At 37.5% G+C, this 19,282-nt stretch carries 23 protein-coding genes; 14 read left to right on the forward strand and 9 right to left on the reverse strand.

Translation table 11 applies throughout. The annotated features are described in order from the left end of the window. Window positions 1–10 precede the first annotated feature (10 nt). On the reverse strand, window positions 11–622 hold the full coding sequence (locus tag GO593_RS06705; protein ID WP_000258666.1) for a recombinase family protein: 612 nt from the start codon (window positions 620–622) through the stop codon (window positions 11–13). 420 nt (window positions 623–1,042) lie between these two features. Between GO593_RS06705 and GO593_RS06710 the strand changes: the two genes are divergently transcribed. The 7 genes from GO593_RS06710 to GO593_RS06745 all read left to right on the forward strand — a co-directional run bounded on the left by GO593_RS06710 (window position 1,043) and on the right by GO593_RS06745 (window position 5,582). Then, the gene (locus GO593_RS06710) at window positions 1,043–1,459 is read left to right on the forward strand and encodes a DUF7673 family protein (protein WP_000147519.1); all 417 of its coding nucleotides are present in this window, start codon (window positions 1,043–1,045) and stop codon (window positions 1,457–1,459) included. A gap of 20 nt (window positions 1,460–1,479) precedes the next feature. Next, window positions 1,480–1,722, forward strand: a complete 243-nt coding sequence (locus tag GO593_RS06715; RefSeq protein ID WP_001229660.1) for a hypothetical protein — start codon at window positions 1,480–1,482, stop codon at window positions 1,720–1,722. A 901-nt stretch (window positions 1,723–2,623) separates the two neighbouring features. Continuing rightward, window positions 2,624–2,995, forward strand: a complete 372-nt coding sequence (locus GO593_RS06725; RefSeq protein WP_000633833.1) for a hypothetical protein — start codon at window positions 2,624–2,626, stop codon at window positions 2,993–2,995. A 9-nt stretch (window positions 2,996–3,004) separates the two neighbouring features. Continuing rightward, complete coding sequence (locus tag GO593_RS06730) at window positions 3,005–3,424, forward strand: hypothetical protein (protein WP_000145713.1); 420 nt, start codon at window positions 3,005–3,007, stop codon at window positions 3,422–3,424. 5 nt (window positions 3,425–3,429) lie between these two features. Continuing rightward, complete coding sequence (locus GO593_RS06735) at window positions 3,430–3,882, forward strand: hypothetical protein (RefSeq protein WP_000891992.1); 453 nt, start codon at window positions 3,430–3,432, stop codon at window positions 3,880–3,882. Window positions 3,883–3,955: 73 nt separating this feature from the next. After that, the gene (locus GO593_RS06740) at window positions 3,956–4,468 is read left to right on the forward strand and encodes a hypothetical protein (protein WP_001098394.1); all 513 of its coding nucleotides are present in this window, start codon (window positions 3,956–3,958) and stop codon (window positions 4,466–4,468) included. 139 nt (window positions 4,469–4,607) lie between these two features. Next, complete coding sequence (locus GO593_RS06745) at window positions 4,608–5,582, forward strand: hypothetical protein (RefSeq protein ID WP_000856068.1); 975 nt, start codon at window positions 4,608–4,610, stop codon at window positions 5,580–5,582. A 55-nt stretch (window positions 5,583–5,637) separates the two neighbouring features. Here GO593_RS06745 and GO593_RS06750 read toward each other — a convergent pair whose 3' ends face one another. The 5 genes from GO593_RS06750 to GO593_RS06770 all read right to left on the reverse strand — a co-directional run bounded on the left by GO593_RS06750 (window position 5,638) and on the right by GO593_RS06770 (window position 8,825). Continuing rightward, complete coding sequence (locus GO593_RS06750) at window positions 5,638–6,015, reverse strand: hypothetical protein (protein ID WP_000592534.1); 378 nt, start codon at window positions 6,013–6,015, stop codon at window positions 5,638–5,640. A gap of 13 nt (window positions 6,016–6,028) precedes the next feature. After that, window positions 6,029–6,388, reverse strand: coding sequence for a hypothetical protein (locus GO593_RS06755; RefSeq protein ID WP_000916257.1), 360 nt, complete (start codon window positions 6,386–6,388; stop codon window positions 6,029–6,031). Window positions 6,389–6,919: 531 nt separating this feature from the next. After that, entirely contained in the window at window positions 6,920–7,870 is a 951-nt protein-coding gene (locus tag GO593_RS06760) for a hypothetical protein (RefSeq protein WP_000205465.1), read from the reverse strand. A gap of 11 nt (window positions 7,871–7,881) precedes the next feature. Then, window positions 7,882–8,352, reverse strand: coding sequence for a hypothetical protein (locus tag GO593_RS06765; protein ID WP_001180368.1), 471 nt, complete (start codon window positions 8,350–8,352; stop codon window positions 7,882–7,884). Between the two features lie 65 nt (window positions 8,353–8,417). Then, window positions 8,418–8,825 (reverse strand): hypothetical protein, encoded by a 408-nt coding sequence (locus GO593_RS06770; protein WP_000067575.1) that lies wholly within the window; start codon window positions 8,823–8,825, stop codon window positions 8,418–8,420. 551 nt (window positions 8,826–9,376) lie between these two features. On the opposite strand from GO593_RS06770, the gene GO593_RS06775 reads away from it, so the two are divergent. Beyond that, window positions 9,377–9,760 (forward strand): hypothetical protein, encoded by a 384-nt coding sequence (locus GO593_RS06775; protein ID WP_001015461.1) that lies wholly within the window; start codon window positions 9,377–9,379, stop codon window positions 9,758–9,760. Window positions 9,761–9,764: 4 nt separating this feature from the next. Further along, window positions 9,765–10,268 carry a hypothetical protein gene (locus GO593_RS06780; RefSeq protein WP_001211019.1) on the forward strand — a complete coding sequence of 168 codons (504 nt, stop codon included), beginning with the start codon at window positions 9,765–9,767 and terminating at the stop codon, window positions 10,266–10,268. Window positions 10,269–10,385: 117 nt separating this feature from the next. On the opposite strand, the gene GO593_RS06785 is transcribed toward GO593_RS06780, so the two are convergent. Next, complete coding sequence (locus GO593_RS06785) at window positions 10,386–11,189, reverse strand: DUF4942 domain-containing protein (protein ID WP_001056778.1); 804 nt, start codon at window positions 11,187–11,189, stop codon at window positions 10,386–10,388. Between the two features lie 159 nt (window positions 11,190–11,348). On the opposite strand from GO593_RS06785, the gene GO593_RS06790 reads away from it, so the two are divergent. The 3 genes from GO593_RS06790 (at window position 11,349) to GO593_RS06800 (ending at window position 15,291) form a co-directional block, all read left to right on the forward strand. After that, on the forward strand, window positions 11,349–12,377 hold the full coding sequence (locus GO593_RS06790; RefSeq protein WP_079255106.1) for an IS701 family transposase: 1,029 nt from the start codon (window positions 11,349–11,351) through the stop codon (window positions 12,375–12,377). A gap of 156 nt (window positions 12,378–12,533) precedes the next feature. After that, a complete protein-coding gene (locus GO593_RS06795; RefSeq protein WP_001081735.1) occupies window positions 12,534–14,702 on the forward strand; it encodes a phosphocholine-specific phospholipase C in 2,169 nt (722 codons plus the stop codon). A gap of 421 nt (window positions 14,703–15,123) precedes the next feature. After that, the gene (locus GO593_RS06800; protein WP_000938939.1) at window positions 15,124–15,291 is read left to right on the forward strand and encodes an ABZJ_00068 family colistin stress protein; all 168 of its coding nucleotides are present in this window, start codon (window positions 15,124–15,126) and stop codon (window positions 15,289–15,291) included. On the opposite strand, the gene nadC is transcribed toward GO593_RS06800, so the two are convergent. Further along, the gene (gene nadC / locus GO593_RS06805) at window positions 15,288–16,133 is read right to left on the reverse strand and encodes a carboxylating nicotinate-nucleotide diphosphorylase (protein WP_000026927.1); all 846 of its coding nucleotides are present in this window, start codon (window positions 16,131–16,133) and stop codon (window positions 15,288–15,290) included. The genes GO593_RS06800 and nadC overlap by 4 nt on opposite strands. A 171-nt stretch (window positions 16,134–16,304) precedes the next feature. On the opposite strand from nadC, the gene ampD reads away from it, so the two are divergent. Together ampD and murJ are read left to right on the forward strand one after the other, a co-directional pair. Next, window positions 16,305–16,874, forward strand: a complete 570-nt coding sequence (gene ampD / locus GO593_RS06810; RefSeq protein WP_000810002.1) for a 1,6-anhydro-N-acetylmuramyl-L-alanine amidase AmpD — start codon at window positions 16,305–16,307, stop codon at window positions 16,872–16,874. A gap of 72 nt (window positions 16,875–16,946) precedes the next feature. Beyond that, window positions 16,947–18,497, forward strand: coding sequence for a murein biosynthesis integral membrane protein MurJ (gene murJ / locus GO593_RS06815; protein WP_169518025.1), 1,551 nt, complete (start codon window positions 16,947–16,949; stop codon window positions 18,495–18,497). A 45-nt stretch (window positions 18,498–18,542) separates the two neighbouring features. Here murJ and GO593_RS06820 read toward each other — a convergent pair whose 3' ends face one another. Next, on the reverse strand, window positions 18,543–19,238 hold the full coding sequence (locus GO593_RS06820; RefSeq protein ID WP_000724216.1) for an FKBP-type peptidyl-prolyl cis-trans isomerase: 696 nt from the start codon (window positions 19,236–19,238) through the stop codon (window positions 18,543–18,545). Window positions 19,239–19,282 lie beyond the last annotated feature (44 nt).

Raw genomic sequence — 19,282 nt, forward strand, 5'->3', positions numbered from 1 at the left:
TGAGTGTACTTTATTGCTCTTGCACACTTGGGTTTAATTGTTTTTGTACTCGATATACGGTTGCTTCTCCTACGCCTACAGCTAATGCAATTTCTTCTTTGGTCATAGCTCCTTGAGCCAGTAGCACTTTAATCCGTTCATGTTTTTTGAGATTAGGTTTTTTCCCTGTTGGTTTATGGCCAGCTCGTTCTAAGCCTTGCTTAATTCGCTCTTTCCTTTTTTCATTGTCTAGTCGGGCCATTGTTGCTAGTAAGTCGATAAGCATTGAATTAATGACATTTAATATTTCGCTTGTCATTTTATCGCTGGTCTCATTATTGATATGTGTGGTTGGTAGATCATGAATAATTAACTTGAGACCTTTTGATTTAATCTTTTCCTTGAGTATGGAAAAATCGTCCTGGCTTAATCTTGAAAGCCGATCTACAGATTCAACAAGCAGAATATCCCCCTGATTAGATTCTTCTAGTAATTTATTCAGGATGGGCCGATTTAATTTTGTTCCAGTATAATTCTCGATGTAGGTTGAAAATTCGCCAGTGGTAAAGTCTTTTAGCATTTGTAAAGCACGTTCTGCATCTTGATCTTTTGTACTAGCTCTAACATAAATTCTAGTTACCATTTAACAGTGTTCCTCTATGTGTATATTTATTGCGTAAAAAAATACGCAAAACTTGACTTTTGGCTTTGTGTGGAGAATACTGAGGATTCTCACGTCTCTGTATCTTTCCGTATAGAATCAACGGATCTGAAAAGATCCGTTTTTATTTGCGTCAAACTCTATCATTAAGCATTAATAACATAAGTTCTATGATAAATGAATCATTTAGCTATTATAAATACTTAAATGATAGAGAAATCTATCATTAAATAGGATTTTCATTTAGGTATAGTTTATTGATAGAGTTTTTAAAAGTATAATTATATAGCACGATATAACTAAAATTAAATTATGCGACATGCCCTGTCGCATTGTTCAATAAAGAGGGTTTTTTAGTCTTATCAATATCGTAAAATTAATAACTCCAAAAGGATAATTTATATGACTGGCCCTAAACTATTTCAACCAACACAGCAAGACCTAGACGCAATGAAAGGCAAATTGTTCCAGCGATTGAACCAGGAAGAATCGTTTAAACAAGATGCCCAAGCAAAGGGTGTACCGATCCTAAAACGATTAGTTGAAGTGGCAAAATCTGATACAGGGCAAAGCCTTGTAGTTCGTAAATTTCTGCTTGGCTGCTATGACGGTCAAAGATTTCCATTTGACTTAACAGATTTTCGTCAACTTGACTTGAACCTGTTTCAAGACTGCATGGCTATCCTAGCTATGGATCGCTCTCCAACAAGAGAAGTGCATGAGTATTTAGATGGGCCTGAATATAAGGGGTTGGTGAATGGTGGCGCATTGTTTGAACAATGGGCTAAGACAGTTAAAAATTTTAGCTCTACTGATTGACAGGTAATAGGAGAATTTTAATGGCACTGGTTATAGATAATGGTCATTTACTTTATGACGAAAATGATGATCGCTGTAAAGTTTTTGTAAAACAATCTCAAGGAATGCTTTTCGGTTTTGGGGTTTTTATTGATAAAGGCTGTCCTAGTGAGATAAAAAAATATTGGGGTAAATGGGATTGGAATAACCAAGAAAAATCTTTGTTAGGCATCATGGAAAGTGGTGGAAAATGGGATGGTTGGGAAGTTAATAATGTTAATTAATTTGGAGTTAAAAAATGAGAATGGCAAATAAAAATATAGTTGAATGGTCTGATTTAGAAAAAATAATTTAACTAAATAGCCATTCAATAGAATAATAAACCATTAAAAGAATAGCTGGGGAAAGCAGAATTAAAAATCTATACTTTTTATAACCCACATTTTTAAGAAAACTTACATATTTCAGATAAACACAAAATAATCCAAAATAATAAAGAATTACAAAGGCCCACTTAATAACAAAATTTAAATTATCAAAAGGGGTGAGGGTATTTACAATTAAAAAGTCATTTATAGTTTTTCCAAATGCTAAAGGCTCATAAACCATATAGTGATAAATGAAAAGTACATATTTAGCTGGGGCTTCGTATAGCTGCCAGTTCTCAATAGCATTCCAAATTTGAGAAATGAGATAACAGACACCAAAAAAGAAAATTAGGCCGAATGTACCTGGTGTTTTTGAGTAATAAAGTTCAATACTAAATAATAAACAGTAATACTTAGTAAAAAAGTTTCATACCAATTTTCAAAAAAAAGAAAATATATTTATTATTTTCAGCATATTGGAATTTTGGTATGAAACTTTTTTTATTTCAATAGAATTATACTTAGATTAGTTTTTGCGTATAGTATGATACTTCAATAAATATCATTTAAATTTAATATCAATAAAATAAAACACTTATACACAACATAGTATGACACTTTATTGCTTTCATATAGAAACGGCGATAAAACAAGATGAAGCCACATGCCAGTGGTTACGTAATCAATTGGCAACGATTCAAACTGAATTGGATGCTTTTATCACATACGTTAATGAACACCTTGTTTACCATGAAAGTGATGGTCCAGATTTAATGTCGAAGATCCAGAAGCTCAAACATTTGATAAAGGTTAAACCATGATTACTGTTCAAATAGAGATGTGTGGCTTTGGGATTAAACGGCGTTGGGAGTTTGGAGATCCGCGCCGTGCGCCAATTACAGTTTTAGAAATGGGCTTCATTAAGGTTTGTAAAATGCGTGGTGATAGCAAACTGGTTGAGTTCATGAGGGGTTATGCAGACGACAAAGAATTCAACTGGCATCCCAAAGTTCGCCTTGCACGTAGAAAAGCAGAACGTAAAGCCTATTCGTACTATGACAACCACTACAAACAGCAGATTAGAGAACTTTTCGATCGCCAAAATATAGACCGCCAAAAACAATATGAATTGGAACGCCAAAACAAAGCGTTATTGGCTGTTATTGAACTTAAAAAAGAACAATCGTAGGTATATACCATGACGGGAATTGAATATTTTCAGAAGTATGGCTGGAGTCACGCCGTCCAGTCCGTTAGTCGAATTCCAAGTGAATACAACGAATATTCACCAGATCTCAAAACTGTTGTTGTAAACGGCAACTTTCGTTATGCGATGGCTGCGGAAATCAGCAAAAAGAAAACTGAAGTCTATGTCACTGAGCTCAAACAAATCATTGAGAGTGAAAAGTTACTAGAAGACTTCTTTAACTTGAATCTGGTTGGTATAGAAAAAGGCTTAAGTAATGCTAAGCGTGAAATGCAAGACATGGAAGAACAGGGGATTGTTGAATTCAACCATCGTTTTGATGACGACCTGACTTGCACCACGGAACGCATGAAACTTGCCATCGCTCAAATAGACCATCTTTATCAAAACAACATTACAAAAAGTGAGTAATTGCCATGTTAGAAATGTTCCAAAATCAAACCATGCGATATATCTCTATTGCCATTGGCGTGATTAGTATCTTTATATTCCTGTACCTACTTAAACTCGGTGAGGGGCTTGTCATTAGCCTTATGGTTGCTTTGTTCATATGTGGTTTGAGTTTATTGAAACTGAAAAACTACTATGAAAAAAATAACCCATACATCAATGCAGAACACCTTGCTTGGCTGTATGGTGAATTGCAAGAATATGATCAGGATCTATTCACAACTGTCAGCAATCTGACCAAGAGTACTGGACGTTTAGAATTGAGCCAGCTTAAATCAATCCGTAACCGCTATGCTTCCTCCATGAACGAAACTCAACTACAAGCATTGGCCAGTGAACATACTGAAGAAAGCAAATATCGCTTAGACCAGTACAACTACTCAATTTATGTGATGGATGAAGTCATTAATCAATATTAATGGCTGTAATCTAATGGTGAGTAATATGAGTCAGCAAAACCAAATTAAGCAAAACTATTGAAAGGTTTATAAAATGAACACAACTCTACCTATTCTTATTCATAGCGTTATTGGTGGTATTGGTGAACATCCAGATGCTAAAAAACGAAGCTTAGGATACGGCGCTATCATGCTGTATATACCGATTGAACATATGGTCGGTTCAGGTGTACTTAAGCTGATGATTGATGTGAATACACTGTCGATCTATGCGTCTGAAAATCCTAATTACCTAAAACAACCACATACCATCAATGAAGCTTCTCACTTGTGGAATGCATTGCGCTTTGACAGTGCTTCTAAAGCCAGTCGGAAGGTCATTCATGATAATGGGTATGTTGAGTGTTTGTTTTCCATTCCTATGAAGGTTCTTGAGCCATTTATGGATGCTGAATTGATTCAAAACGAATTAGGACTTCCATACATGGCCATCGATCAAAGTGACAAGTCGAAATGCATGCCGATTTGGTATGATGTTGTTAGTAAGTCTACCAATCAATTAATAGATGGCAACTACAACGATTATCCTGGTGTGCAGGCATCTTAAATTTTTAAGAAAAGTTTTTAGCTTTGATGGTTTATTAATATATTTATATCGACCACATTGGCGATGATGAAGAGAACAGACTCAATATGGCCCGTTTAATGGGCCACATTTATTTTTATAGATTAGGGATGCCAACGGCGTGAAAACAAACATCATTTTGTGGACCTTAACCGTCCTAACTTGTTTTGCGTGGATTGCCTTTACGTTTATTCAACCAGTTGGCTACACCATGACTTTTCTTGTTATTTTAATCTTGATGACAGTAGTGCTCAGCTGGTGCTTGGCAACACCTTATATTAAGACCAAAGACCGAACCAAGCGACTAGACGAAAACTTTATGCTACTTATGCTCTCTGTTGCTGTTGTTCCATTCCTAATGTTTCTACTGTCATATGGTTTTATATGGTGTTTCAAAACGCTAGAAAAGAAACAGTTCAACCATGACCATATTGCTGCGATGCTACCGGGTAGCAACTTCAATCAACTACAAAAGTTTGCCAAGGAAAACTACAACGCGCCACTTGTGTTAGGTGACTTTAACGAAAGTTGGGCTTTAACTTCCTTGGATATACCGCAAGCTTCTCCAGCTTCATTAAGATCTAGTACAGGATATTGCCTGGTGAATATGTCTAAAACCAGCATGAACACCATGTATAAAGCAGCAAAAACCGATGTAAGCTACAACGATTGGGAAATGCTGATATTAGCGCACGAGTTATCTCACTGTTTAGATCGTGCGACCGATGTGCCTGGTGAACTTGGCCAGCCACTTAAAGCATTAAATTCAATTGCGCCGTCTGATCGGTCCAAAGTAAAGATGGATGATGTATCTACCTTTGTAACGGCTGAAAGTAGCGGTAAAACTCAACTATGGCGAGAATCTTATGCGGATCTGTTTGCGGTAGGTTTTATGTCACTTGATCCAAAATACGATACTGCAGCGTTAAGAGAAAGCCTGATTAAATTACGTGAAAAACGTAAAGCACTAGATCCAACCCATAATTCGGTGTGTTGGTTGCAGTATTCTAAGAGTCAGCCTTTCCCACAAAAAGGTTCGGATGTTTATTCTTGGGCAAATAACATCAGAATTAAAGCGCCGTGCGAGTTGAAATAACTTGTCTTCAGACAAATTAAAAGCCCGAATTTCGGGCTTTTTTTTCACCAGCTAATTAACAATAAAAGCCAGGGCTTATAGTTGGTGCAGACATATCATCATAGATGCAATCTATACTGACTGCAGGTTTATCAATGTGGCTAAATAAGCTTGGATTGACCAATTGATTTGTTAGCTTAGATCTTTCCATACTAAAGCCAACCAGTTCAACTTCACAATCACACACGTAATGGAATTTTGCCTTACCGTGCAACACAAAAACATTAGGTGACTTCTCATACATCTTGAAGTACTCGGCTTGAGTTTGTGACAATGGAACCTCCAGCAACACAAAGCCATTTGGTACGACAAAAACTGCAGATCCATCTTTTACTGAGTAAACGATGGCTTGAACATCAGAAGCACGTTCAAAATCCACATTTTTTTTAATCATTTAGTTTACCTTTTTATATTGTAGCGAATGAACGTTGTAAAACAGATTGTAGATCTGCTTCATTTGTAATATTCGCCTCGAGCGCAGCGTTTCGTACATCAGCTAGGTTTAACCAATGGCGGTGCTCAGCTTTAGTTTTTTCAATTTTGTGTGGTGTTCTTGGGTATTCCCAACTCCAGTAATGCTTTTTATAAATCTCCTTATCTTTCACAAGATACGCCTGTATAGATTGACTATCCTCAGTAGTTGTATAGCCAACGCCAAAGTAAATATCTAATCCCTGCTTTAGTGCAGTTTGATAATCGGCTTCAAATTGAATAACAAGGGATTCAATACTAGCTTCATGAGAAAAGATACTAGATAGTTTTAACATCACACGGCTCCAAGTTTAAGGCAATATGCCTCGAGATAAAACCATTATAACGATCAAAACCAACTAAATTAGTTTATTTAAAAAAAACTTGATTAAAGTTAAACCCTTGAAGATTAATACATACGGCGAAAAACTTAGGTTTTTATTCAATATTAATCAGACTTACTCAACTTTAGTCTAGATGAACCGGTATTTTAAAAATAAGGCTGCTTAGCGTTCCCATTTGTGAACAGGATTCTCATTCTTTGCGAATAAAATATATTTCATTTTTGACTGACATTGGAACAATTAGCCATAGACGAGTAGGGTATTGGTAAAGCCATATACCACATTTAAGAAATAACGCCGTAGTGGTGTTAATTCATTGTTAATTGAATATGGTTTGAATTAAGGCTTGATGGAAATGCATTAGTAGAATTATGGGTGCTGAATTAGCAAAATTAAGTTTTAGATTATTTTAATCAATTAAAAAAACATCGTTTGCGTTTATAAAACTAGCAGTTGATCAATTAGCTGATCAACGCAAGGGTATTAACCTTTTTTATGGTTTAAATACTTTTGAGTACGTTCTAATAATTTCGGGATGATTTTTTCTGCTTCTTCTTGGGTGAGATGCAAACCATAAAATTTATTAGTTGTTCCGTAGCTTTCATCAAGTACTGAATAGGGAATATATAAGGTGTACATGTCTTGTTCTACTGAGTACAACGTAATGAAGTCAGTCGTATATGAAACCTTGCCATTTTCGCTCTCTACCTTGATTTGTTGGTGTTTAACGAGCTTCAGTGGTGAAATGCAGTCACCGCCATAGATCGCAACTGTGCCACGCTCTTTGTAAAGCTTAATGAGTTTTTTGGCGCACTTTAACGGCTTGCCGTGTTTGTCCAATTTTGGTTGGTTGCGAACAAAGATGTTATAGCGAAGATTCGAGTCACCAAGCATCCCTCTTGTTGTTTCACTGATGGTCAATTGGCGTTTAGACTTCTTATAAAACTCTAATAAGCGTTGCTGTAAATTGAACCGTGAAACACCACTTTCGATGTCAAAATTTAGACCTTGAAAAGCGTTTTTATTACTGTTGTTTCCAAAGTAACAAACTGCATCGTTAAACATTTGCGTTAAGTTTGCAAAAATTAAGAGAAAGTCGTTTTGTGGATACGGACGTTTTTGATACATGCACCCAAACTCACTGTTTGCCAACTTATAAAAATAGGTGCGAACGCCCGTATAACTGCAAAGTGAATCATAAATGCGTGTGCCTTTAATTTGAATCTGAGTGACATAGCTAGATGAAAATTCAGGGGTAGCCCAAAGCATAGGGCTGAACAGGATGTCTTTCACTAATCCTTTGTCGTATGCACGGTCGCCAACGCGACTGTCTTGGTTAATGCGGTCGTTTTGGGTGTAAACATGGATGTTCTTCAGCTCCAACGTTTCACGTTTGAACACGGTCTTTTCAGCGGTAGCAGTAGCGGTCGTCATGGTGAAGTTCCTTATCGACTTAAATACGTGTGTGCAAAAATTGATTGCATGGTTTTAAAAATTGGGTCTGTTTCAAAGTAGTTAGAAATTTGCTCTTGGAATGGGCTTTGATGGTTGCGAACCAACGTGCGAATTGCAGAACTGTTTAAGGTGTCTGAGTTGGTAAAACCATTTTTTAGTACTTTGATCTCAAAATATGGGCTAGTGGATGCAATCACACTGACAATAATGTTGCCGTCTTGGTCTGTCTTAACTGACAAATCAGCAATTGGGCTTAGTTCATGGCGTAAAAAATACATATTGTCGGGGTTATAGATTGCTTTAAATCTGATTCCGTCTTGGCATATAGCGCAAAACAGTTCATTAACCGACTCAGCAGTAAAGATCGCCCCAAACGTCACAACAACAGGCCCGACATTTTTTTGCTGTTTTTCATCATGTTTGATGGTTAGCTCGCAATGCGCTGTAATTAGGTTTTGCATTGTTTATATCCTCAAATGTGATTCAGTGGCATACGCACGTTATCCGTGCGTATGGGTGAATTGAATTAAGAAAGTTCGCGTGACCAACAATCTTCTATACGGTCGTATGCGTAGCCGTTTTGAGCCATTAACGTGCAAATGTCTTCAAGGTTTTTGCCAAAGATATTTACTGAGGTAACTTGGTCGAGTACTGATGTATGACCAAAGTTTTCTTTTAATGTTGCAACGTAGATTTCAACGTCCATGAAGAAGAAATTTGTTTTATCTGCCAATGTCGGCTTGTGCTGTTGAAATTGAAGTTGAGCATAGTCACTATCAGCTTGAAGATCAGCAAGGGTTAAATCACAGTTGTTGTCGATGTAATCTGATATTTCATCAAACAATTTTTCCATGTGAGCACCGCTAAAAGTTTTAGGGAAACCGATATATAAAGTGCCTTGTAACTGTACTGATTGAGCGTTTAAATTTGACATGCTGTTCACTCCAAGTTTTAAGCTTTCTGCTTTTGATAGTTCTATTTTATGAGCAAAAACAACCTGGCTAACTTTCCTCGAAAAATAAGATTTCCAATATTTTTTTAATCAATTAAAAAATATCGTATGCGTCTTAATAAGCTTTTCTATTAGATGAATCATCGTAATTCATTAATAATACTTAAAGGGTTAATTAGTTCGTTTAATTATGCTTAATTACTTTCATGTTTACTTAGAATAAGAAGAACATTAAGCCGTCTTCTAGAATTGGTGGTATATACCAATTTTTACTCATTGTTTGCCCCTGCCATACAAAAAAAATTATTCACCTGTACCTTATCCAGCTTCAGGGGATACAGCATTTTATTTTGGTGTTGTATGGCGCTATATAAAAATGATTTGTACAACTGCTTAAAAGTGGTATTCCTGACATTAAAATTTTTATAGATTGAGTGATTAATCCTGTCGAATTGTATTTTTGTGAAAAAAATTCACAACCTAAAAACATAGTTAAAATAGCCTTGTTGTTATTAGATCCTAGTATCCTAAATATGAATCACCATGAATATAAAATCGAACATATCAAGCAACGTGCGTTATGTGCCAACCTTTATATCGTTGATGAAAACGCATCATTTTTAAGTTTTAAAACATATGAAGATAAACCAGCTCAAGACCGTCTTGTACTTGAAAACATCACCATTGCTGAAGCGATGAAATTAGCTGAAAACAATGGATTCTTTAAAGCTAAGTACCAGGTGCTTAAAGTGATTCAATATTTTGATGTTGAATTGGTACTCACGGCGTCTGATGTTGAGCACTGTGCTGAATTACACCAGTTTAGCGGTGGCTATAACGTGACGGTGCTTGCTGATACACCTGAACAAGATCTTATTGAAATGTGGCTTACAGCAACAAACCAAAAGGGGGCGTAGTCCTATGCGTTTTATTAAACCAATCACAATCGCTCTGATCACTAGTTTTGGGGCTGGTTGCTCTCAAGTTGATGTACTTCGTTCAGGTACCATTTTCAGCAAAAGAAATGCCGATGGTGTTGCCTGTATATACCAACGTTTGCCAGATGACCGTAATAGTGCTGGCATGTATACGAAAGCTTTTGAACAAAAGTGGGGTTGGGAATGCCCATTAACGTTTAAAGAAAGCACTGATAAACAACAAGCACTAGTTAGACAAGAAACACTCCGGCTCACTTTACCTATGGACAATGCAGATCTGAAATTAATGATTGAAGATCCTGAGTTTCAAAAACTCAAAAAACTTGAACCGTTAAAGACCTTTATTGTCAAAGCAAAAGAGGATGGCATAATCACCAATGCTGAATACATAGCTATTCAACGCATGATTGTAGATTTAAGACCTAAAGAACTTTCACCTGAAGACAAAGCAGCTGCGGAACGGAGCAAGCTCTTGAGCCAGTTATAAACGCCGTGGGTTTTGCTTGATGGTCAGTGTATGTTCACCAGTGGCACGATCGCAAAACTAGTACCGTATATCGCTAAAAAAAACCCTCAATAACAATTGAGGGTTTTTTAATGTGCTTTACAAAATAGGTTCATCATACGCACGGCGTTTGTGTTTTACATTTGGATCTATGCCAATTTGATTTGGATATAACAGGTTTAATACCTGGTTAATGCGATCAACTACGCATTGATTAAACAAGATATGACAGTTACCGTTTTCGTAGATCTTAATGCGTAATAAATTATCATCAATGCTATGCCAGATACCACGGTGTAACCTGAGTTTATCTAATCTGGTGTGGTCTAAAGGCTTGCCAAATAACTGCCTTGCTATAAAGCGTACTTCTTCCACTAAATTATCTCGTCTGCAATAAGAATGGTAGCTATTGTGATGAATGATCACGCACGGGTTAATACCAGCACCAAGATTGGTTTTGTATTTGCTTGATAATTGACTAAACAATGAATCAACTTTACGTGCATATGCCATGTGGCGTGTAGACCAGATAGATTCTAAAAATACATTCACGTTATCCATCGTGAAATCTTCAATTGCATGACGAGCAATTTTATCTTGCAACGCATCATATTCTTTTTCAGATATGAAGTTTCTAAGATTGATGATCTCAGTTAACTTCCTCCAGAAGCATGATGATATTTGTTTTAAAGCAGATTCTTCAGTGTTGAATGATGATGAATATGATTTTCGGGTGATTGCACTCACAATCTGATAAGCATCAAGTTCAATATCTTTGATGGATTCATAAATGACCTTTATTGACGATTTTGCTTTTTCGCATTGCAAAATTAGCTTTTTGACTTCAACAAAGTCTAATTCAGATGCTTGCACTTCTCTTTTTATATTTACCAACATATTCATAATTACCCACTTAATTAGCTTAATTGTCTATATAGATATTTTAATAAAAACCACGGTTATAAATTTTTTTTAAAAAATTTATAAGCTAACTTTTCCACTATAATAGGACTTACGCATTGACGGATTCAAAAAAGTATTAAAATACTTTATAAAGTATCTGTGATCAGACGAATTAAACATGCTTCTACAGCAACTTGTACATTACCCATTTATATGGGCTTTCTCATGACAGAACCGAACTCTATTAGCTGCACACAACTTGCCGAGACTTATAATATCTCGCATGATAGTGTAAATCGCTTTCTAGAGCGTGAAGACTACACACCGCACGACCTATATCAAGAATCAATTCAACATATTGATAATAATAAACTTATAGTCAGTATTGATGATACTGTTTTAGATAAACCATATAGTCAACATATGGACTTGGTTAGCTATTTTTGGTCAGGCAAACACCACCGATCCGTCAAGGGTATTAATCTCATTACCTTGTATGCGACAGATCAAAATGGTCAAAATATTCCAATTAATTTCCGAATTTATGACAAATCTGAAAGTAAAACCAAGAATGATTACTTTATGGATATGTTAAGTGAAGTACTCAGTTGGGGTGCAAAGATTCAATTTATTACAGGTGATAGTTGGTATTCATCGACTGGAAATCTAAAAACCATAAGAAAATATGGTATTCGATTTATGTTTGGTATCGACTGTAACCGTAAGGTTTCCCCAGAAAAAGGACAATGGTTTCAACTGCGTTTATTGCCAGATTTCCATCAGGGTCAAGTGGTCTGGCTCAAAGATTTTGGCTTTGTACAATTATTTAAGACTCAGTTAAAAGAACAGCAGAGGTTTTATATTGTGCATCAAGATGAAGATGATTTATTGTCCTTTGAGGGTTTTCATGAATTACATTCAAGTCATTGGAAAATAGAGCAATATCACCGGGTGATTAAACAGGTTTGTCATATTGAAAAGTTTCAAGTAAGACGATCTAAACTGATTTTGAATCATATTTTTTCAGCCTTGATGGCCTACGTTGAGATACAAAAGAACCAGTTTGAGCGGATCTTTGAAAATGTATATCGTTGGCAGAAGAAATTATTTAGACCAGTTATCAAAAACTTCATTGATGACTTTATTCTCGATAAAAATCATCTGCTACCACAGAGAATCTATAAATAATAGTGCGTAAGTCCTATTTTATTAATTACATCTTTAGCACTCATGCTCAGTGCTTGTAACGATGATAACGACTCAGATAATTCATCGCCAACAACACCGCCTACCAGTAATTGCAAAATGCACTGTGCACCATAATAAGAACTCAGGATAGAACTAATGAATCGTCGCGAATTTCTTTTAAATTCTACAAAAACAATGTTTGGGACAGCTGCTCTAGCGAGTTTCCCGCTGAGTATTCAAAAAGCGTTAGCAATTGACGCCAAAGTTGAAAGTGGAACAATTCAAGATGTTAAACACATTGTGATTTTGACTCAGGAAAACCGTTCATTTGATAATTATTTTGGAACACTAAAAGGTGTACGTGGTTTCGGCGACCGTTTTACCATTCCTATGACAGAAGGCCGAAAGGTTTGGGAACAATATGACGCCAACAAAAAGAAAGTATTGCCATACCACTTAGATAGTCATTTAGGAAATGCTCAGCGTGTTACTGGTACAAATCATTCATGGTCAGATGGTCAAGGTGCTTGGGATAATGGGCGTATGAGTGATTGGGTAACGCATAAACAACCGCAGTCGATGGGCTACTACAAAAAACAAGAAGTTGAATATCAATTTGCCTTAGCGAATGCTTTTACGATTTGTGATGCCTACCACTGTGCCATGCACGCGGGAACTAACCCGAACCGTAAATTTATCTGGACGGGAACCAATGGACCTACAGGTGCAGGTGTTGCGAGTGTGGTCAATGAATTTGATGGGATTGGACCATCAACAGAAGGTTATGAATGGACGACGTATCCTGAGCGTTTACAGCAGGCTGGCGTGACATGGAAAGTTTATCAAAACATGCCGGATAACTTTACTGATAACCCTTTAGCTGGTTTCAAGCAATATCGCCGTGCAAATGAGCAATCTGGTCAACCTGTCAGTAACGACACACTAACGTGTCCAGCATATGATGAAAAGATTGATGTGACTCAACCACTTTACAAAGGTATTGCCAATACCATGCCAGACGGTGGTTTTCTAGGAACTTTTAAAGCTGATATTGCGCAGGGTAAATTACCGCAAGTGAGTTGGTTAGTTGCTCCTGCAACTTACAGTGAACATCCGGGGCCATCTAGTCCTGTACAAGGCGCTTGGTATATTCAGGAAGTATTAAATGTATTAACTGAAAACCCTCAAGTGTGGAGTCAAACCGTTTTATTGGTGAACTTCGATGAAAATGACGGTTTCTTTGACCATGTTCCTTCACCAAGCGCACCTTCTAAAGATATAAACGGTGTTGTATATGGAAAAACTACTTTAACGGACCAACAAGTATCTTTTGAATACTTTAACCATCCAGCAGTAGCGACTTCAAAATCTCAACCCGAAACAGACGGACGGGTGTATGGCCCAGGTGTACGCGTTCCAATGTATGTGATTTCGCCGTGGAGCCGTGGAGGATGGGTAAATTCTCAAGTCTTTGATCATACTTCTATTTTACAATTCTTAGAAAAACGTTTTGATGTGCAAGAACCTAACATTAGCCCATACCGCCGTGCTGTATGTGGTGATTTAACAACGGCATTTAATTTTAAAACACCGAATCTTTTGCCTGTTGCTGAACTAGATGGGAAGAAAACAAAAGCCGAAGCCGATGCGATTCGTGTCGCTCAAGAACTATTGCCGCAAGTTTCTGTTCCGAGCCAGCAACAATTTCCTCAGCAGGAAATAGGAATTCGACCTTCGCGTGCTTTACCTTATATTTTGCACACTAGTGCCAAAGTCGATGCCACTCAAAAAACGGTTAAGCTGATGTTCTCCAATACGGGTAAACAGGCAGCCGTTTTCCATGTCTATAATCGATTAGATCTTACGGCAATTCCACGCCGCTATATGGTTGAGGCGGGCAAACAGCTTGATGACGTGTGGAATACTATCAATGGACAGTATGATTTATGGGTCCTTGGACCAAATGGTTTTCACCGTGCGTTTAAAGGTAATTTAAGTCAAGCTAATCAGACTCAAGCATTACCGGAAATTAGAGTATGTGTAGAAGAATGTGATGCGAATTTATATTTAAAAGTGCGTCATGATGGTAATAAGACAGTCAAGCTCAACGTCAAAGCTAATGCTTATCTACCAAACAAGACATGGGTGATAGAAACCAATAGTGTTGAAAAAGAACTGGTTTGGGATATGTCTGAATTTGGTGGTTGGTATGATTTTACGGTGACATTAGCGGACGATGCGACGTTTAGTCGCCGTTTTGCAGGACGTATAGAAACTCAAGAAGATTCAATTTCTGATCCATATATGGGATATTTAGAGTCTTAAGTTGCTGTAATGCATGAATATTAAGCTGAAGTCTTAGTTAATAGTTATTTTAAATTAGTTAGCACGACGGAGTCTTATCGTTTATTCATCCAGTGGAAGTAGCTAATTCGTTACTTTGGTTTCGCCCAAAGTAAAGTACGTAATAAAGATTAATTAATCTTTATTACGTATCGAAAGACAACAGTTGGCTTAATAACATTCGTGCGCTTCGACAAAGCTATAATCGCTTTGTCTTGCTCAGGTTGTAGATGACATCTCGCACAATCTAATGTTGGGAAATATAAATGAAGACAGGTAATAACTTTTCGTATAGATGAATAATAAAAATAAAGACTTACCTTTTGTAACAGAATCTCCTAAGCCTGGTCATATTTATCTTTTACCTTGAAACCCTAATTTTTTAAAGTGATGGGGAAAATTTATGCTACAAGGTTTTATTGTATTATTAGCAGTAGTTACTTTTGTTTTAATGGCTGCCGATCCACGGGATAGTGGGGCACAAGCGACTCAGTCAGCATGGCAAAAAACACAAGCGGCAGACATGACCAAGTCGCAAAAAAATACCAATAATGATGCTGATTTTATTTAGGCATTAAAACGCATTGATAAATCAACGGCTTTGACATCTTTAGTCAACACGCCCATAGAAATATAGTCGACACCAGTAGTCGCTACTTCGCGTAAGTTTTCAATAGTGATATTGCCCGAAGCTTCGAGTTTACAGCGTCCCGCCACGTGTTTTACAGCATCAATCATTTGTTGTTGGCTAAAATTGTCGAGCATGACAATGTCTGCACCTGCTTCAAGCGCTTGGTTTAGCTCATCCCAAGTTTCAACTTCGACTTCAACAGGTTTACCCGGCGCAATTTGATGTGCTTTTGCTATCGCTTGGGCAATACCGCCCGCTGCCATAATATGATTTTCTTTAATTAAGAATGCATCAAATAAACCGAGGCGGTGATTTTGTCCGCCACCGACGGTTACGGCATATTTTTGTGCAATACGTAAGCCCGGTAAAGTTTTACGTGTATCGAGAAGCTTTGTGTTTAAACCTTCAAGATGCTGAACATATTCAGCAGTTTTTGTTGCAACAGCCGATAATGTTTGAATAAAGTTTAAAGCAGGGCGCTCTACAGTCAGTAAGCTACGTGCAGAACCAGCAAGCTTTAAAAAGGCTTCATTTGCAGCAACACGGTCACCTTCTTGTTTTAACCAAGTCACCTGTACAGTGTTGTCATACGCTGAGATGAGCGCATTCACCCACGGCTGTCCAGCTAAAACCATATCTTCACGGCTGATGATAGTTGCGGTAGCTTGTTCATCTTCAGGTGTGAGCATGGCGGTAATGTCACCGTCCCCAATATCTTCTTGTAATGCTTGTTGAATATTGATTTGAATTGACTGTTCAAGCAAAGACTGAGGTATGCTCATACGGTTTCCATTTTGTCGATGACCCTAAAACTTGCGATATATTAGCACCGTCGACTTTAAAAATAAGCTGTTTTATCAGATTAATCGCGATAAACAATCATGCTGACTACTCTGAAAAGCAATTAACTGTTTTAAACTAAAACAATTGGCAAGCAATTTATTGGCATCTCAATGAAGCAAATCACACCGTATGAAGTTATAGATGGACAATTAAAAGGGGCGAGACAAGTACCTTCTCCAAATTTTAACCAGCGTCCCGCTGGTACCGAAATACAAATGATTGTGGTTCATAATATTAGCTTGCCGCCTTCTCAGTTTGGGGGAGGCTATATTGAACAGTTTTTCCAAAATAAATTAGATTGGTCCGTTCATCCCTATTTTCAGACTATTGAAGGTATGCAAGTCTCTACACACCTGTTAATTTTACGAACAGGTGAAGTCCTACAGTTTGTTAACTTTAATGATCGTGCATGGCATGCAGGGCGTTCAAGCTACTTAGCCAAAGTTGAATGTAATGATTATTCAATTGGTATTGAGCTTGAAGGAAGTGATGATTTACCTTTTGAAGACGTACAATATGAAGTGCTAACTGACGTTGTTAATGCTATTCGTCAGGCCTATCCTGAAATTAAAAACCATATTGCAGGGCATTCAGACATTGCACCGGGCCGAAAAACCGATCCAGGACCTTATTTTAAATGGCAGCACTTTAGGCAGTTGTTAGCACAGAAAAAAACTTGAGTTCATTCATCATTTCACAACGAAAAGATTTTCTAGTTTCATTACAATAGCGACTTTCGAATATAGCTGTAGGTGAGTACGATGGCATTATGGCGATCGACTTTTATTGTCAGTGCGATGACGATGTTGTCACGGGTATTGGGCTTAGTACGAGATGTCGTATTGCTCAACGTGTTTGGTGCGGGTAAAGATTTCGATACCTTCGTTGTGGCTTTTCGTATTCCCAACTTCTTTCGACGGTTGTTTGCCGAAGGGGCTTTTTCACAGGCTTTTATTCCGGTATTGACCGAATATAAAACAGGTCGTGCGCATGCAGAAGTACAGATCTTAATTAGTCGAGTATTTGGCTGTTTGCTGACAGTCATGACTTTACTGACTTTCGTGGCTATGGTCTTAGCTCCAGCAATTATCTATATGTATGCGCCGGGTTTCCATAATGACCCTGAAAAGTTTGATTTAGCGGTCAGTATGTTCCGTCTGACCATTCCCTATTTAATGTTTATGTCGCTTACGGCTTTTGCCAGCAGCATCTTAAACAGTTATGGCTCGTTTGCCTCGCCAGCTTTTTCACCTGTTTTACTGAACGTAGCAATGATTGCAGGGGCTTGGTGGCTTACACCGTATATGGCTGAGCCAATCAAAGCTTTAGGTTGGTCGGTTGTTGCGGCTGGTATTTTACAGTTAGCGATACAAATTCCTGAGTTATGGCGTAAAAACTTACTGATCCCACCGAAAGTTGATTTTAAACATGAAGGTGTAGAACGTATTTTAAAATTAATGCTTCCAGCATTATTTGGTGTATCTGTGACTCAGATTAACCTATTGCTAAATACGATTTGGGCATCTTTCATGCAAGATGGTTCAGTATCTTGGCTCTACAGTGCCGAACGTATGACTGAGTTACCTTTAGGATTAATCGGTGTTGCGATTGGTACAGTGATTTTACCCTCACTGTCAGCACGTCATGCTGAACAAGACCAAGCGAAGTTTCGCAGTATGATCGATTGGGCAGCAAAAGTGATTGTGTTGGTTGGTTTGCCAGCAAGTATTGCTTTATTTATGCTTTCTACACCGATTATTCAGGCATTGTTCCAGCGTGGTGAGTTTGATTTACGCGATACACAAATGACAGCACTTGCATTGCAATGTATGAGTGCAGGCGTAATTTCCTTTATGTTAATTAAAGTATTTGCACCAGGTTTCTATGCGCAGCAAGATACAAAAACACCGGTCCGTGTGGGTTTAATGTCGGTTGCTGCCAATGCGATTTTAAACGTTGTATTCATTGGTTTCTTTAAATTAATCAATTGGCATGCAGAGCATATGGCGCTTGCATTAGCCTCTTCTGGTTCAGCTTTAGTAAATGCAGGTTTGCTCTATTTCTACCTACATAAGCGTAATATTTTCCGATTTGGTGCACATTGGAAAAAACTGGCACTTCAATATGGCTTGGCCAACCTTGCGATGATTGCAGCGCTTTGGTTCGGGTTAAATTGGTATAACGGAGAACTCTCTCAATGGGTTCGTGTTGCAGAGGTGGTAGGTTTATGCGTTGTAGGTGTGATCGCTTACTTAATTGGCTTATTACTGACAGGCTTTAGACCGAGAGATTTAAAACACTAAAATAAAAAAGCGATCAATTTAGATCGCTTTTTTTATCTTCGAAAATTATTTTGGCAAAACTTGTAGCAACTCAATATCAAAAATTAAAGTACTATTTGGACCGATACTATCCCCAGCGCCAACTTCACCATAAGCAAGTTTTGCTGGAATGAAGAAACGGGTTTTACCGCCTTCTTTCATAGTTTGTAAGCCTTCGGTCCATCCAGCGATCACTTGATTTAACTGGAAATCAACAGGGTGATTACGTGCAATTGAGCTATCAAATACAGTTCCGTCGAGTAAACGTCCTTCATAGTTTACTTTTACACGAGAGGTGGCTTTAGGTGTTTTACCAGTGCCTTCTTTTAATACCTGATATTGCAGACCTGATTTAGTCGCAATCACACCAGATTTTTTAGCATTTTCTGCCAGAAAAGCTGCACCAGCCTGAGCGTTTTGTTGACCTTGTTTTTGAAATTCGACTAGCTGTTTAGCTTCTAATGTTTTTTTATAATCATTAATTGCTTTCGCCATTTCTTCATCAGTTAGGCGTGCTGTCTTATTTTGAGCACCTTCTTGTAAACCTTGGTAAAAAATATCAAGATTTAAATCTGTTAACGCATCAGTATTATTACGGCCCATTAAATAACCATAACTATAACTAAACTGATCTTTTGCCGGACTTTTATTTGTTATCGGTGCAGCAGCAAAAACAGATAAACTCATCGTTGACGCTGCAATAACCAAACTGATTTTTTTCATGTCATTTTCCAAAAAAACAGGAGAGTATAACGACTCTCCTGGAT

It is taken from the genome of Acinetobacter baumannii, assembly GCF_009759685.1.
Classification (GTDB): Bacteria; Pseudomonadota; Gammaproteobacteria; order Pseudomonadales; family Moraxellaceae; genus Acinetobacter; species Acinetobacter baumannii.